At 51.3% G+C, this 14,567-nt stretch carries 16 protein-coding genes and 4 pseudogenes; 4 read left to right on the top strand and 16 right to left on the bottom strand.

Annotated elements, in window-relative coordinates; genetic code table 11:
* Positions 1–99: 99 nt before the first annotated feature.
* From KWG61_RS06630 to ruvA, 12 genes and pseudogenes are all read right to left on the bottom strand, one after another.
* Positions 100–549: an ACT domain-containing protein gene (locus tag KWG61_RS06630; protein WP_242745312.1), complete on the bottom strand. Its 450-nt coding sequence runs from the start codon at positions 547–549 to the stop codon at positions 100–102.
* 232 nt (positions 550–781) lie between these two features.
* Positions 782–1,213 (bottom strand): TGS domain-containing protein, encoded by a 432-nt coding sequence (locus KWG61_RS06625; RefSeq protein WP_242745311.1) that lies wholly within the window; start codon positions 1,211–1,213, stop codon positions 782–784.
* A pseudogene (locus tag KWG61_RS06620) lies at positions 1,135–1,544 on the bottom strand (hypothetical protein). Before KWG61_RS06620 ends, KWG61_RS06625 begins: the two are co-directional and overlap by 79 nt.
* A 182-nt stretch (positions 1,545–1,726) precedes the next feature.
* Positions 1,727–1,906, bottom strand: coding sequence for an HD domain-containing protein (locus KWG61_RS17195; RefSeq protein WP_367614274.1), 180 nt, complete (start codon positions 1,904–1,906; stop codon positions 1,727–1,729).
* Positions 1,879–2,307 (bottom strand): HD domain-containing protein, encoded by a 429-nt coding sequence (locus tag KWG61_RS06615; RefSeq protein ID WP_367614273.1) that lies wholly within the window; start codon positions 2,305–2,307, stop codon positions 1,879–1,881. The genes KWG61_RS17195 and KWG61_RS06615 overlap by 28 nt, the downstream gene beginning before the upstream one ends.
* A gap of 383 nt (positions 2,308–2,690) precedes the next feature.
* A pseudogene (locus tag KWG61_RS06610) lies at positions 2,691–2,969 on the bottom strand (purine phosphoribosyltransferase family protein); the annotation flags it as partial.
* On the bottom strand, positions 2,867–3,211 hold the full coding sequence (locus tag KWG61_RS06605; RefSeq protein WP_242745309.1) for a hypothetical protein: 345 nt from the start codon (positions 3,209–3,211) through the stop codon (positions 2,867–2,869). The pseudogene KWG61_RS06610 and the gene KWG61_RS06605, both read right to left, overlap by 103 nt.
* A gap of 222 nt (positions 3,212–3,433) precedes the next feature.
* Positions 3,434–4,003 (bottom strand): DHHA1 domain-containing protein, encoded by a 570-nt coding sequence (locus tag KWG61_RS06600; RefSeq protein ID WP_242745588.1) that lies wholly within the window; start codon positions 4,001–4,003, stop codon positions 3,434–3,436.
* On the bottom strand, positions 4,000–5,058 hold the full coding sequence (locus KWG61_RS06595; RefSeq protein ID WP_242745308.1) for a DHH family phosphoesterase: 1,059 nt from the start codon (positions 5,056–5,058) through the stop codon (positions 4,000–4,002). The genes KWG61_RS06600 and KWG61_RS06595 overlap by 4 nt, the downstream gene beginning before the upstream one ends.
* 214 nt (positions 5,059–5,272) lie before the next feature.
* Positions 5,273–5,776, bottom strand: a complete 504-nt coding sequence (locus KWG61_RS06590) for a hypothetical protein (RefSeq protein WP_230266649.1) — start codon at positions 5,774–5,776, stop codon at positions 5,273–5,275.
* Positions 5,777–5,959: 183 nt separating this feature from the next.
* Complete coding sequence (gene ruvB, locus KWG61_RS06585) at positions 5,960–6,991, bottom strand: Holliday junction branch migration DNA helicase RuvB (RefSeq protein ID WP_230266648.1); 1,032 nt, start codon at positions 6,989–6,991, stop codon at positions 5,960–5,962.
* Positions 6,992–7,289: 298 nt separating this feature from the next.
* Positions 7,290–7,949: a Holliday junction branch migration protein RuvA gene (gene ruvA / locus KWG61_RS06580; RefSeq protein ID WP_242745307.1), complete on the bottom strand. Its 660-nt coding sequence runs from the start codon at positions 7,947–7,949 to the stop codon at positions 7,290–7,292.
* Positions 7,950–8,506: 557 nt separating this feature from the next.
* Between ruvA and serC the strand changes: the two are divergent.
* The 4 genes and pseudogenes from serC to KWG61_RS06560 all read left to right on the top strand — a co-directional run bounded on the left by serC (position 8,507) and on the right by KWG61_RS06560 (position 11,997).
* Positions 8,507–9,588, top strand: a pseudogene (gene serC / locus KWG61_RS06575) (3-phosphoserine/phosphohydroxythreonine transaminase).
* Positions 9,585–10,061, top strand: coding sequence for a hypothetical protein (locus KWG61_RS06570; RefSeq protein ID WP_242745306.1), 477 nt, complete (start codon positions 9,585–9,587; stop codon positions 10,059–10,061). The pseudogene serC and the gene KWG61_RS06570 overlap by 4 nt, the downstream one beginning before the upstream one ends.
* Positions 9,980–10,756, top strand: a complete 777-nt coding sequence (locus tag KWG61_RS06565; RefSeq protein WP_242745587.1) for a phosphoglycerate dehydrogenase — start codon at positions 9,980–9,982, stop codon at positions 10,754–10,756. The genes KWG61_RS06570 and KWG61_RS06565 overlap by 82 nt, the downstream gene beginning before the upstream one ends.
* Positions 10,756–11,997, top strand: a complete 1,242-nt coding sequence (locus KWG61_RS06560) for a DUF1015 domain-containing protein (RefSeq protein ID WP_230266644.1) — start codon at positions 10,756–10,758, stop codon at positions 11,995–11,997. Before KWG61_RS06565 ends, KWG61_RS06560 begins: the two co-directional genes overlap by 1 nt.
* A gap of 314 nt (positions 11,998–12,311) precedes the next feature.
* Here the strand turns inward: KWG61_RS06560 and KWG61_RS06555 are convergent, their stop codons facing one another.
* From KWG61_RS06555 to KWG61_RS06545, 4 genes and pseudogenes are all read right to left on the bottom strand, one after another.
* Complete coding sequence (locus KWG61_RS06555; RefSeq protein WP_256460808.1) at positions 12,312–12,797, bottom strand: exodeoxyribonuclease III; 486 nt, start codon at positions 12,795–12,797, stop codon at positions 12,312–12,314.
* On the bottom strand, positions 12,794–13,069 hold the full coding sequence (locus tag KWG61_RS16120; protein WP_256460844.1) for an endonuclease/exonuclease/phosphatase family protein: 276 nt from the start codon (positions 13,067–13,069) through the stop codon (positions 12,794–12,796). The genes KWG61_RS06555 and KWG61_RS16120 overlap by 4 nt, the downstream gene beginning before the upstream one ends.
* Positions 13,070–13,146: 77 nt before the next feature.
* Positions 13,147–13,791 carry a hypothetical protein gene (locus KWG61_RS06550; RefSeq protein ID WP_242745305.1) on the bottom strand — a complete coding sequence of 215 codons (645 nt, stop codon included), beginning with the start codon at positions 13,789–13,791 and terminating at the stop codon, positions 13,147–13,149.
* Positions 13,700–14,172 (bottom strand): annotated as a pseudogene (locus KWG61_RS06545) (glycosyltransferase family 2 protein). The gene KWG61_RS06550 and the pseudogene KWG61_RS06545 overlap by 92 nt, the downstream one beginning before the upstream one ends.
* Positions 14,173–14,567 lie beyond the last annotated feature (395 nt).

Genomic DNA, 14,567 nt, shown 5'->3' with positions numbered 1-14,567 from the left:
CTTTCCGTCGATATCAATTTCTAGTATTGCTCAACTGTTTTGTACAAACTGTCCGATCTTGCGGTCAATGGCCTTTTCTTGTGCAGGGCGGGCAGCGGCTTACAGGATGACACGGGTGACCGAAAGGACGGAGCGAACCTTGCGCAGATTGGCGATCAGACGTTCAAGAGATTCGGAATTCCGCACCATGATTTCAATTTTGGTCGTCGCGGTCAGCGAATCGCTATTGACGGTTGAATTGATGGCCCGTATGGAAATGCCGTTTTGCTGGAAAACCGTAACGAGATCCGAAAGCAGATAATTGCGATCATTGGATTCGATCTGCAGGTGAACCGGATACGTTTTGTCTTCGAGATTATCGCCCCAGGCGACAGGAATCAGACGCTTTGACTCCTTGGCAATGTTCGGGCAGTCCCTGCAGTGAACTTTGACGCCATGACCCTTGGTGATGTAGCCGACGACTTCATCGCCGGGGATCGGCGAGCAGCAGGGCGAAAGGGACACTTTGATCGTGTCGATGCCCGGTACGACGATGCCGCAGTCGGACACTTTTTCCTTTTCTCGTTTTTCGAGAACAGCTTGATGATTTCTTCGTTGTCATCGACGGCCGCCTTAGTCGTGTTCAGACGTTCAATGACGACCGCAGTCGGAATGCGTTTGGCGGCAATGCCCGCGTACAGGTCGTCGCTCGTTTTAAAGGAAAGGCTCTGCAAAATCGAGTCGATTTTCTTGGATGTACGGACGATGGACGGATCGAGTCCGGCCTTTTTCATGTCGTCCATTAACATTTCCTGTCCTTTGCGAACATCTTCGCGCTTGTCTTTCTGCGCCTGTTTCTGGAAAAAGCACGGATCTTGTTTCGGGCGTGGGCGCTCTTGACGATCTTGATCCAGTCGGGCGAAGGGCCGGCCGACGCTTTGTTGGTCATGATCGAAACCACATCGCCGGTTTTGAGGGGAGTATTGAGCGGAACGATGCCGCCGTTGACCTGTGCGCCGACAGTATGGTTGCCGACTTCGGTATGAATGCGATAGGCAAAGTCAATGGGCGTCGCCCCGCTGGGCAGCGAGATGACTTTGCCGCGCGGGGTGAAGCAGTAGACGTTGGCTTCGAAAATGTCCTTCTGCACCGTGTTCATGTATTCGAGCGGATCTTCACTGTCTTCGTCGGTGATGATGGAGAAATCGCGGAACCAGGAAAGCTTGTCTTCCATTTCCCTCGTCTGCATCCCCTCGTCCATGCCAGACTTGTTTTCCTTGTACAGCCAGTGGGCGGCGACACCTTTTCGGCAACGGAATCCATCTCTTCGGTACGGATCTGGATTTCAAACGTGCTGCCGGATGCCGAGGAGATGACCGTTGTGTGCAGGGACTGATACAGGTTGCTTTTGGCATCGCGATGTAGTCCTTGAAGCGGCCAGGGATTGGCGTATAGGTGGCGTGAATGTAGCCGAGAATTTCGTAGCAGTGCGCGATGGAATCGGTAATGATTCGAATCGCCTGCAAGTCGAGAATTTCTTCGAAGCGTTTGTGCTTGGTGACCATCTTTTTATGGATGGAGTAGAAGTGCTTGGAGCGGCCGAAAATACGGTATGGAATATGGTAATTGTCGAGAATGGTCTTGATGTCGTTGATCATCTCGGTAACCTGCTCGTTACGTTCGCTTTCGCGGTTGGCGACGAGCTGCTTGATGTTCTGGTATTCTCTTGGATCGAGATACTTGAAGCTCAGATCTTCGAGTTCGTTTTTACCTGCGAAATACCAAGACGATGGGCGATCGGCGCGTACACCTGGAGCGTTTCGCGGGCGATGCGCTTCTGCGCGGATTCGGACTGGTATTCCAGTGTGCGCATGTTATGAAGACGGTCAGCCAGTTTGATCAGAATGACGCGGACGTCCTTGGCCATCGCGATAAAGATTTTGCGGTGATTGCTGGCCTGGTATTCCTTTTCGTCCTTGAATTCCTTTTGATCTTTCCAATTTTGGTGACGGCTTCGACCAGATCGGCGATTTCCGTAGAAAATTCCTGTTCCAGAATTTCGTACGTAACATCATCGCAGTCTTCAAGCGTGTCATGGAGCAGACCGGCGGCAATGGTTTTGGGCGAACAGTGCAGTCCAGCCAGAATGTCGGCGACCTGAATGACGTGAACCGTATACGGTTCGCCCGATCTTCGCTTCTGTCCCTCGTGGGCATGATCTGCGAATTTCCAGGCTTTTTCGATCAGCTCAAGATTTTCTTTGCGATGAATGTAGGTCTGAATATGTTCCATACATTCTTCAATCGTGACGCTGTGTTTAGTCGCCATAGGTGCCTCCTTTTTATCTTCTGATTCGTACGGGTTTCCTTATGACAGATGCGCTCTTTGCTGCTCTAGCGTTGGGAGCGCCGTAAGCCAAAGCGATGGTCAATCGTTTCCGTTTTTGGAATGAGAACATTCTGTCACGTTTTAAAACGGATATATGAACGAGCAGCCGGAATTTATTTCCCGGCTGCTGATTATTCTTCATATTATGTGAAATCTTGGTTTTTAAATCGTTTTTGGAAAAGCTTACTCGATTTACTTGTTTTTTCAATCGGAAATGCCTGTCCTATACATTTTCAACATATGGCCAGCCTCTTCCCTTTTCAAAACAAATTCAGAATCGGATTTCCTGTGCTTTAAAAATCGGCGTGTCCTTTTACGGCCGTCTATTCGCCTTCGTAGTGAACGAGGGAAAGAACCGGCGTATCGCCGAATTTCGCGCGGGCCTTGAGGTCATCGAGTTCGACAACGAACGCGAAGCCGACTACTTCGGAGCCTTCCTTGCGAACCATGCTGGCGATCGCTTCGCACGTTCCGCCCGTTGCGAGCAGGTCATCCACGATCAGAACGCGGCTTCCCGGTTTGAGATCTTCCGCATGCATCTGCAGGGAATCTTCGCCGTATTCGAGCGTGTATGTTTCCGTAATGGTACGACGCGGAGTTTGCCCGGTTTGCGTACGGGAATGAACGGAATTTTCGCGTCCATGGCGGCTGGAATGCCGAACATGAAGCCGCGGGCTTCCGGAGCCACGATGACATCCGCGTTTACTTCTTTGGCAAAATTTCCGATTTCAGTCGCAGTCTGCGCGAGCGCTTCCGGATCGGCAAGGATCGGCGTGATATCCCGGAAAATGATGCCTTCTTTTGGAAATCCGGGAATCGAAGCGATTCTGGTTTTTAAATCCATAGTTGTATTTTCTCCTGGCTGCTTTGCAGCACTTCTTCTTTTTCACACTGTTCCATCCAAGAGGAACAGAACATCAAGCGTACCGAATTTCTGAGCTTCTGTACAGTCTGATTGTACCGGTATTTTTTCGAGTGCGCTCTGCAGCTGCGAGATCTCTGCACAAATTTGCACATATGCCGCTTTAAACCGACACGCTTTCCTGCAGAAAACGACTTTTTCCGATCAGATTTCGTAGACGATTTCGTCGATCATGAACTCGGCTTTTCGCGTACCGTTCCAGGTCGAGATGGAAATCGAGCCGATCAGCTTTTCAATGCCTTCCTGTTTGGCCAGCTTATCCGTAGAGGTCTGGTTGAAATGAATCGCGTTGATGCCGCCATCGAGATAAAAGCGGCGATGACGGCCTTGCGAAAAGTCGAAGCTTTTAAGAATCAGCGGCTGATCGATTTCAAATGCGGGCATTTTAAAGCCGGTTCCAAACGGACGAATCGCCTGCAGAGAATCCATGTTTTCAACGGTGATGTCCGACACTTCGATTTCCATCGGTTCAGCCGGCATTTTGGTCCGCACCATTTTGGAGGCGTTTTTGATCAGAAAGCTTCGAAAATCCTCGACTTTACCCGCCGGCAGGGCGAATCCCGCTGCCTGTGCGTGACCGCCAAGGGCAAGAAAGCCATCGTATTTCTGCAGGAATTCCAGGCAGTGATAGCCTTCGGGAGCGCGCATGCTGAATTTGGCTACATCGCCGTTTAAGGTTCCGACAATCGCCGGCTTATCGAACTGGGAGCTCAGCCGGCCGGCCGCCAGACCGATAATGCCTTCATGGAAATTCGGGAAATCGCAAAGAGAATGGCGGAAAGCGGATTAATTTCCGCAAGCGCCTGGCTTTGCACCTGATACGTCATTTCTTTGCGCGCTTCGTTGATTTCCATTACACGCGCAGCGTATTTCTGAATTTCGATCGGATTCGTGCTTTCCATGTAGCGGACAAACGTATTCACTTTGGCCCGGTCGCTCAGACGGCCCAGGGCGTTGATGCAAGGAGCAACCTGAAAGGAAATATCCGTTTCACACACTGGATAGGAGCGAATGAACGGATCAAAATGCGGTTCGTGATGGGCGTTGAGCGCCTTGAGACCTTCCTGAATAATCGATCGGGTTTCCTTAAAGACAGGCATGCAGTCGGCAATCGAAGCGACCGCCGCATAGATCAGAAATTTTTCTTCCTCTATGCCTAACGCCCGTACGCATTCAAAGGCGACGCCAGCACCGCACAATACATCAAAGTCTTCGCCCATTTTCATCGGGTGAACGAGCAGCGTGCAGTCCGGTTCATCTTCGTACAGATGATGATCGGTAACGATCACATCCACGCCAAGTTCTCTGGCTTGTTCCAGCGCGGAACCAGCCGATACGCCGTTATCGACCGTGATGATCAAGTCATAGCTGGCTTTTGCTGCCTTTTCAACGGTCTGCTCACTTAAGCCGTATCCTTCTTTTAAGCGGTCGGGAATGTAGTACATCGTTTCCAGGCCATACCGTTTCAGGCCCTGATACAAAATAATCGTCGACATAATGCCGTCGCAGTCGTAATCGCCCGCGATCAGCACTTTCTGGCCCTTTTCTCTCGCCTCTTCCATACGCTTTACAAAGTCCTGCATGCATTTAGCCGTGCAGACGGGACGAAGCGGGGAGGGATGAAGAATTTCGTCCCGCTCTTTTTCATCGAGATGGGCGTGATTCAAAATCTTGTACGCCAGACCCGAAAGAACGGGTGTCCTTTGTTCTGAATGGGAAGCGGCGGAGGACAAATCTGCCGTTCCCGCGGTTGTTTTTTCATTTTTCATAGGCATCTCCATTATATCCACGCCCTTTTTCTCCACCCCGAACGGACGATTCGTGCTGCTACGCTCGGTGCGAAAAAGAAAGGATTCTTTTCTGGAAAGCCAGTCGGGCGTAAAGCGGAAAACGGGAAAGAGCCGCTGCTCCTTCCCGTAAATCGGTCTGTACATCTGTTTTCGATGGTTTAAACACCGCTTTTCTTTTGCCGATCTGGCGATCCTACTCGGGCAGACAGGCAAACTGCGCATCCTGTTCGAGGGCGGCTTCAATTTCGTCGAGATCGAGTCCGTCTGCGCTCAGACCAAGGGAGGCAAACAGAGCGGGGATGTTCTGAATTGTCGCGCTGGCGATATAGCCATCATCTTCTCGCTTCACTTTGACCAGATCGGCCTGAATGCCAAGCGTCTGCGCAAGGGCATCCGCAATCAGCGCGCTTTTTGTTTTGGAGCCGTCGCTGTCCCCTTCCTGCAAAGGGACCCGATAGCCGGTCAGCTGCTGATCGAAATCGTGCGGATACTTCATGGTAATTTCCAGAAGTTCGACCTGGCTCTGTTCGGAAGGTGCGCTCATACGAAGAGAAAGACTTCCGTTCTCGTTGGTCTGCGTACAGCTGACGGTCCGTCTGGACGAACCGCAGGCGCTCAGCAAAGGCACGCCCAAAACGAGCAGAACTGCCAGAGCGGTTTCAGAAAGCGTAGAGGAAAGCCGCGAAACGGATCGCATAGTTCGTTCTCCTTTTCAGTATGGAAAATTCGTGAGAGAGCGTAAGAAAACGCGCAGGGAAAGCCGCGCGATCTTCTTAAACTCTGTCTTTGTTAGATGGGCTGTTCTGGTGGTAGCGTACGGATTGACCGTACGGATTTCCAGTACAGATTTGCCGCGTCTGTCCATTCGCCGGATTTGTCCTTAATCCTGCGAATCGTCTTCTGCCTCGTCGTGCAAAGCCGACTCGGTAATGTGCAGATGGGCGTACGCTTTCGGCGTAGCAATACGGCCGCGCGGGGTCCGGTTAATCAGACCGGTCTGCAGCAGAAACGGCTCGTACATGTCTTCGAGTGTCGCCGCGTCTTCGCCAATGGAACTGGCGAGGGCTTCTACACCGACGGGTCCGCCGCCAAAGCGGAAAATGATGCCTTCGAGATATTTGCGGTCCACCTGATCCAGACCAAGATCGTCGACTTTCATGCGGTCGAGCGCATCACCGGCCACATCAAGGGAAATGTGTCCGCCGTTATACACCTGGGCAAAGTCGCGGATGCGGCGGAGCAGGCGGTTGGCGATACGCGGCGTACCGCGCGAGCGTCTGGCCACTTCGCCAATCGCATCATCTTCAATCGATGTGTTGAGAATGCCCGACGTACGGCTGACGATCTTTTCGAGATCGGCCTGCGCGTAATATTCGAGCGGCAGCACGATGCCAAAGCGGTCGCGCAGCGGCGCGGAAAGATCGCCGGCACGGGTTGTTGCGCCGACCAGCGTAAAGGGCGGCAGAGCCAGACGGATCGAATGGGCTGAAGCGCCTTCCTTTCCGACCACAATATCGAGATAAAAGTCTTCCATCGCCGAATAGAGAATTTCTTCAATCTGGCGCGGAATGCGGTGAATTTCATCAATAAAGAGCACATCGCCGGCTTCCAGCGTCGATAAAATCGCCGCCAGATCACCGGATTTCTGAATCGCCGGACCGGAAGCGGTCACGAGATTGCCGTTCATTTCATGGGCGATGATCATCGCCAGGGTCGTCTTTCCCAGTCCGGGAGGTCCGTATAAAAGGACGTGGTCCAGAACTTCGCTGCGGCTTCTGGCCGCCTGAATGTAGACGTTAAGATTTTGTTTCAGTTCCTGCTGGCCAATGTATTCCGCCAGCGTTGCCGGACGCAGCGCCTGATCTTTGTCTTCGGTCTGCTCGGCTGCATCTACAAGACGTTCTTCTTCCATAGGTCCTCCTTTCTTTCACTTTCCGATCGAGACGCCAGAAACTGCGCCGGATCGGGGGCTTTACTTTATGAGTACTGGAATCCATTCGTTCCAGTTTTTCTTTGGGTACGTATTCTTTTGCGGATCGTTTTTTCAGAACCGTTTGATTCCGTTCGGACCCGATTCGTTTCGGATCTGGTTCCTCTGGATTTCTCTCTGCTCTTTTATTCAGAAAATGTTACCGATTTCATTTTCGGCCTTCTATGAAGAGAGACCCAAACGGATCCCTAATAAATAAATAAATATGGTAGAAATTTGTTCAGACAGAACGAAATTGTTGTAAGGTTAAACGCGTTTGGACTTGACGATCCGGGCGCCTCTCAGACGCCTTTTTTCTGCGCGCCAGTTCACGCAGCGCAAAGCGTAAAAGCGCGTCGGTCTGCGGATACTGCGCCAGCTGTTCGTTCAGCTTCAGACTGTCGATTTCCGGCTGACGATAGCCCAGCGATAACAGGGCATCGCTGACTTCCGCGACAACGGGATCGGATGGAGCAGCACTGTCCTTGGATTTGGGCTTGTCTTCGGGAAGAACGACTTTTCCCTTGAGATCGAGCAGAATCTGGCCAGCGGTTTTGGCACCGATGCCCGGCAGCTTTTTGAGTGCTGCGGCATCGCCGTTTTCAATCGCCCGGATAATGGACGATTCATTCGAGGCGGCAAGCATGTTGAGCGCCATTTTGCATCCAATGCCCTTGACCTGAATCAGGAGTACGAACAGATCGTAAAGCGCTTCGCTTTCAAAGCCGTACAGGCACTGATCGTCTTCCTTGAACTGCTGATAACAATATAAAGAGAGAGCCTGGCCTGGCGCGTAGCTTTTGGCCGCGGGCACATAGACGATGAAGCCGATCGGTCCGCACTGAAGAATCAGACTGTCTTTTCGCGTTTTTAAAACGGTTCCTTCCAGATATCCAATCATAGGCCTTCCTCCCTGTTTTTCTCGCTGTTTCCGTCGCTTTCCATTCGACTCAATACGCCGAATTTCCCTGTGCATTTTCGCGCTCGGACCAGCCTTCCCATTATACCAAATCCACTGCCGCCTGCCGTTTCCCATTTTCCGGCAGCCTTTTGCCGTACACGAGCGCATGGAGCGGTTGTCAGCTTCTGCATGCGCCGGCTGAACAGAGCACGGTTTTTCTTTCTGTTTTGTACGCGAATGGACGTTCATTCGAGGCAAAAGACGGTTACGCGGCGTATTTTCCGCACGCATCGCCCAATTCGGATTGGATTCGCCCTTTTGAAAGCCATCTCTGTTTTCTGAACCAATTTTTCTTTCAGAAAGCAAGTCCGGAAAAATGAAAATTTTCACATTTGCGTACACTCTCAGGCGAATTTTAGTAAAAAGCCGATCCAGATTTTTTGACTTTCCCTTCGAGTGATATAACTTACATATTCCTCTTGAGATCACGAATCGTGAACGCTGTACACGATTTCTGATCGATACAGGAATCTGGAAATTTAGAAACGGAGATCAAAATGAGTAAAGTGTATAACTTTTCTGCAGGCCCGGCCTGTATGCCTGAATGGGTGCTGAAAACAGCAGCCGATGAAATGCTGGATGCCAGAGGATCTGGAATGAGCGTGATGGAAATGTCTCACCGTTCCAAGGCCTTCGAATCCATTCTTCAGGAAACCAAAGATACCATTCGTCGTCTGGCCAGCATTCCGGAAGACTACGAAATCCTCTTCCTGCAGGGAGGCGGAAACCTTCAGTTCTCCATGGTTCCAATGAACTTCAACAAAAACGGAGCTGATATCATCAACACCGGTCAGTGGACAAAGAAAGCCATCGCAGAAGCGAAAAACTTGGCCGTGTTCATCTTGCCGGAGACAGCAGCGACAAAACGTTCACATATATTCCAAAAATTACCCAGGAAGATCTGGATCCGGATACAGACTACGTCTACATCTGCGAAAACAACACCATCTACGGAACAAAGTACAAAAATCTGCCGCCTCATGAAGGCAAGCGTCTGATTGCAGACCTTTCGAGCTGCATTTTCACTGAACCGCTAGATGTCACCCAGTATGACATGATCTTTGCGGGCGCCCAGAAAAATCTCGGTCCTGCCGGCGTTACTCTGGTCATCATCAAGAAAGACCTGCTCGATGAGCAGCGCGACGATATTCCTTCGGCCATGCTCGACTACAAGACTTACGTAGACCACGATTCCATGTACAACACGCCTCCTACATACGGCATTTACATGGTCGGCCTTGTCTGCAAATGGCTCGAAGAACAGATCGGCGGTCTGGAAAACATGGAAAAGATCAATCAGGAAAAAGCCGGCCTTCTCTATGACTACCTCGATAACTCCAAGATGTTCTCTAACCCGGTAGCGGTAGAAGACCGTTCCCTGGTCAACATCCCGTTCGTAACCGGCGATCCGGAACTCGATAAAGAATTCATCGCCAAAGCCAAAGAAGCCGGTTTTGAAAACCTGAAAGGTCACCGTACCGTCGGCGGCATGCGCGCTTCCATTTACAACGCCATGCCTGTAGAAGGCGTAAAAGCCCTTGTCGACTTTATGAAAGCATTTGAAGAGGAACACGTATGAGAACCATTTCTTTACTGAACGCGATTTCGGACAAAGGAACCGCAGTATTTGACGAAACCTACACGTATGAAGCCAACGCCGCCAACCCGGACGCCATCATGGTCCGCAGTGCGGATCTGCATAACCTGGATTATCCAGAAACACTGAAAGCCATCGCCCGTGCCGGCGCCGGCGTCAACAACATCGATCTTGACGAATGCACAAAACGCGGCATCGCCGTATTCAATACGCCGGGTGCCAACGCCAACGCCGTTAAGGAACTCGTAATTGCCGGACTGCTTCTCGCCAGCCGCGATCTGTATCACGGTATGGAATGGGTTAACACCCAGGCCGGCAGCGAAACGCTTGCCAAAGACGTAGAAAAGCAGAAAAGAAATACGCCGGCAACGAAATCGCCGGAAAGAAACTCGGTGTCATCGGTCTTGGCGCCATCGGAAGCAAGCTGGCCAACACCGCGCTCCATCTCGATATGAACGTTATGGGCTATGACCCTTACCTTTCCGTTGAATCCGCTCTGAAACTCTCCCGCTGGGTAGAGCACAAGACAGATCTCAAAGATCTGCTTGCGGATGCCGACTTCGTCTCCCTCCATCTGCCGCTGCTCGATTCCACACGCGGCCTGATCAACAAGGAAACCATCGCCCAGATGAAAGACGGCGTGAAAATCATGAACTTCGCGCGCGGCGGACTCGTTAACGATGACGATATCCTCGAAGCGCTCGATTCCGGAAAAGTCGCTCTGTACGTAACTGACTTCCCAGACGCCAAGCTCGCCGGACATCCTGGTGTCATTGCTCTGCCGCACCTCGGTGCAAGCACGGCTGAATCCGAAGAAAACTGCGCCGTTGCGGCTGCAAAGGAACTGCGTGCCTACCTCGAAGAAGGCAGCATCATCAACTCCGTCAACCTGCCAAACGTATCTCTCGAACTGAGAATGCCGTACCGTGTCGGCGTCATCCATTCCAACAAGCCGAAAGTGCTCTCCAGAATGACTGACATCCTGTCCGCAAACGGATCCAACATCGAAAACCTCCTGAACAAATCCCGCGGCAACATTTCCTACACCATTCTCGATCTCGAAGAAAAACCGACCGAAGAATCCCTGGAAGCCATCCGCAGCCTGGATGAAGTCATCCGCGTAAACCTCTTTGAAAAGGATGCGAAGTAATGATCTTCTCTTCTGCTGATATCCTCATTCCGGCCAACGGCAACTTCAGGGACTGGGCGGTTGTCGCCTGCGACCAGTATTCCAGCAATCCCGAATACTGGAACTCGGTGGCGAAATCAATCCAGGATTCCCCAAGTACGCTGAATCTGATCCTCCCGGAAGCCTGGCTGGAAACGAAACAGGGCGAAGCCCATCAGGCAACAATTGCCCAGAACATGTCGAGCTACTTAAACGACGGCGTGCTCAAAGAACTCAGGGACTGCCTGATTTATGTAGAACGTACGCTCGTCGACGGTTCGATCCGTAAAGGTCTGGTCGGCGCGCTTGATCTCGAAGAATACGACTACCATTGCCCGACGGATCGTCCGATCCGTGCAACGGAAGCCACGATTCTGGAACGCATTCCGCCGCGTGCCCAGATTCGCCGCGATGCCATTCTTGAATTCCCGCACATTCTTCTGCTTCAGAACGATGCCGAAGACGCGCTGTTCAAGCAGCTTCACGCCATTCGGGAAACTCTGCCGGTTCTTTACGATTTTGACCTCATGAAAGACGGCGGCCACATCACTGGACGCATCATTCAGGGCGAAGAAAAAGATCTCGTCTGCGCCTGGATTTCCGAATACGAAACCCGTTCTTCCCTGCCCAATCCGCTCGTTTATGCGGTCGGCGATGGAAACCATTCTCTTGCCGCTGCCAAAACGATCTGGGAAGAAATCAAGCCGACACTTACAGAAGAAGAAAAGCGCGTTCATCCGGCCCGTTTCGCCTTAGCCGAACTGGAAAACCTGCAGGATGAAGCCCAGAAGTTCGAACCGATTCACCGCATCATCAAAAATACCGATCCGGCTGGGCTGATCGCTTATTTCAACGAGAAAGCACCCGCTCAGGGCGGTTACCCCATCGAATGGGCAGCCGGGGGCGAAAACGGTACGATCGTTCTCGACGATGCGATTTCCCCGCTTCCTCTGGCTGTGCTTCAGAAGCAGCTGGACGAGTGGCTGGCCGAAAACGAAGGAACGATCGATTACATCCATGGCGAAAAAGATCTCGAAGATCTGGCCTCGCAGGATGGATCCATCGGATTCTTCCTTCCAAAAATCGAACGGGATTCCCTGTTTGAAACCATCGAAGCCGACGGTTCGCTTCCGCGTAAGACGTTCTCTATGGGTCATGCTCAGGAAAAGCGCTACTACCTGGAAGGCAAGCGCCTCCGTTTCAAAGACGAATCCGATTCCTGAATTTGTCCCTCCTGAAATTCATCTGTTAAAAATCAAGCCTGAGAAACTGCTCATGCAGCCTCTCAGGCTTTTTCCTTTGTTCTCTCTCTGGATCAGTTTTCATTTCCGATTAGCGACATTCTGGACCAGTTTTCAATACACCAGAACGGATGCCATGATTTTGGCTTTTCCGACGCTTTCCATTCGCCCTGTATTTCATAACGCCATCAAAAAGCGGCCCGGCTGACTGTCCTGTCAGACCGGGCCGTCTGTTTTGATTTGGCAAATCCGCTCGCGGCAGGCGAACAGAAGAAATCTCAGCTGAGAAAAAGCCTTTATTCTTCTGGAAGATCGATCGTAAGCAGAACCGGACAGTGATCGCTGCCGTACAGATCACCAAGAATTTCGATGTCCTCCACCTTGTCCATGAGGTCCCTGGAAGCCAGCCAGTAATCGATTCGCCAGCCGGCATTGCGATCGCGGCTGCGTTTCTGGTAGGACCACCAGGAATAATCGCGGCCCTCTGGCTTCAGAACGCGGTACACGTCAGCCAGATCGGACAGGTAGTTCGTTTCAAAACTGTTTCTTTCCTGTTCAGAATAGCCGGCGCTTCCTTCTCCATCGGCCTCATCCCAGATATCCTGCGCAGTGCGCGCAACGTTGAAATCCCCGCACACCAACAGAGGAAGATCGATGGAGCGAAGATAGTCGGTAAACGCCTTGTCAAAGCGAAGACGGTAGTCGATTCGTTTCAGATTTTCCTGCGAGTTGGGCACGTAAACGCAGACGACCGCAAAGTGTTCAAAATATGCGGTAATCACGCGGCCTTCCTGATCGAATTCTTCGATCCCGATTCCCCGGACGACTTTTTTGCTTCCATGCGGGAGGCAATCATCGTTCCGGAATAGCCTTTCTTTACGGCTGAATTCACGTACTGATACGGATAAAGATCAGGATTCAGTTCAATCTGATCTTCCGTCGCCTTAATTTCCTGAAAGCAGACAATGTCCGCATTCAGATAATCCAGCATCTGCTCCAGGCCCTTTCGAGCCAGAGCCCGGATTCCATTCACATTCCAGGTAAGAAGTTCCATCACTTTACCCTTCTTTCTATAAGCTTTCCGTTATTAGGAAAGCTCAGGATTCTTATTCGTTCGCTGGATCAGCGGGTCTAACCGTATCGTCTGCATCCGCTTCTCCTGCCTGTATCCTTTTTGATCTGCACGCTGCGGCGCGGATCCGTAATCCTCTCGATCCGCATACAGGCGGACAGAACGGCGGCGGCCATGATGCAAAGCCGACGCGGGCGCATCGTCATCGAGGTTCGTTCTGGCGCACAAATAGATCGGACGATCCTTGATTTCGAGATACATGCGGGAAATGTACTGACTGAGCACCCCGATCGAAAGCAGCTGAATCCCCCAATCAGCATAATTATGCATACCGTAGACGCCCAGCCCTGCACCGGATCGCCAAAGCAGATTTTGCGCACGACAATCACGATGATCATCACAAACGCTACTAAGGAAAAGAGTACGCCTAAAGCTGCCGCAAACTGAAGCGGAACGGTCGAAAAAGAAACGATGCCGGTAATGGCGTATTTAAACAGCTTCCAGAACGACCACTTGGTCTCGCCGGCTGCCCGCTTGATGTTTTCGTATTCGAGCCATTTGGTTTTGAATCCAACCCAGCCAAAGATGCCTTTGGAAAAGCGGTTGTATTCTTCAAGTTCCAGAATGGCGTTCACAAATTCGCGGTTCATCATACGGTAGTCCCGGGCGCCGTCGACCATGTCCACATCGCTCATTCGATTCATCAGCTGATAAAAACGGCGCGCAAAAGGAAACGATTTTCGGCTCGCCTTTTCGGGTCACGCGCCGGGTAGCGACAGAGTCATAGCCTTCCTTTTCGATCGCATCAATCATTTCAGGAAGCAGTGCGGGCGGATCCTGCAGGTCAGCGTCCATGATGACCGTCAGATCGCCGTCTGAGTTTTCCAGACCGGCGTAAATGGCGCTTTCCTTGCCAAAGTTGCGGAAAAGGAAATGTAGCGAACGCGCGGATCGATTTTGGCGATCTCCAGAATTTCCTTCATCGTATTGTCTTTGGATCCGTCATCTACCAGCAGAAACTCAAAAGTATGACCTTCAATGGCGTCGGTCGTCTTCACCAGCGTTTCATACAGCAATGGGATCATGGCCTGCTCATTGTAGCAGGGCACGATAATAGAAATTTTAGACATATTTCACCTATACCTGAAAATTTTAACACAGATCCTATCGTTCCCAAATCTTCCCCGGATACCGGATATTCTTATGCTCTTTCGGTATCCGAAGAAGCAGCTGCAGCAGGAGGGCTCTGTCTTGTCGCATTTTGAACCGGCTTTGCGATTCTCTGTCTCATTTTACAATATCCGCTTTTTCTAAGGCAGATTTCCCGGCAATCGTAAGAAAGACGCCGTCAATTTCCTTTCTCTTTTGGATACAGAAAAGCGGCGGTTCGTCCTGCAGTTTTCTCTGCAGGCGTGAACCGCCGCAATTTGCTTCAGACATTCTGGTTCGTCAAAAGTGGTGGAAAAAGTCTAAATCCTCC

It is taken from the genome of Allobaculum sp. Allo2 (genome assembly GCF_022701175.1).
In the GTDB taxonomy this organism is placed as follows: Bacteria; Bacillota_I; Bacilli_A; order Erysipelotrichales; family Erysipelotrichaceae; genus Allobaculum; species Allobaculum fili.
This window is presented reverse-complemented; position numbering and strand designations above follow the sequence as displayed.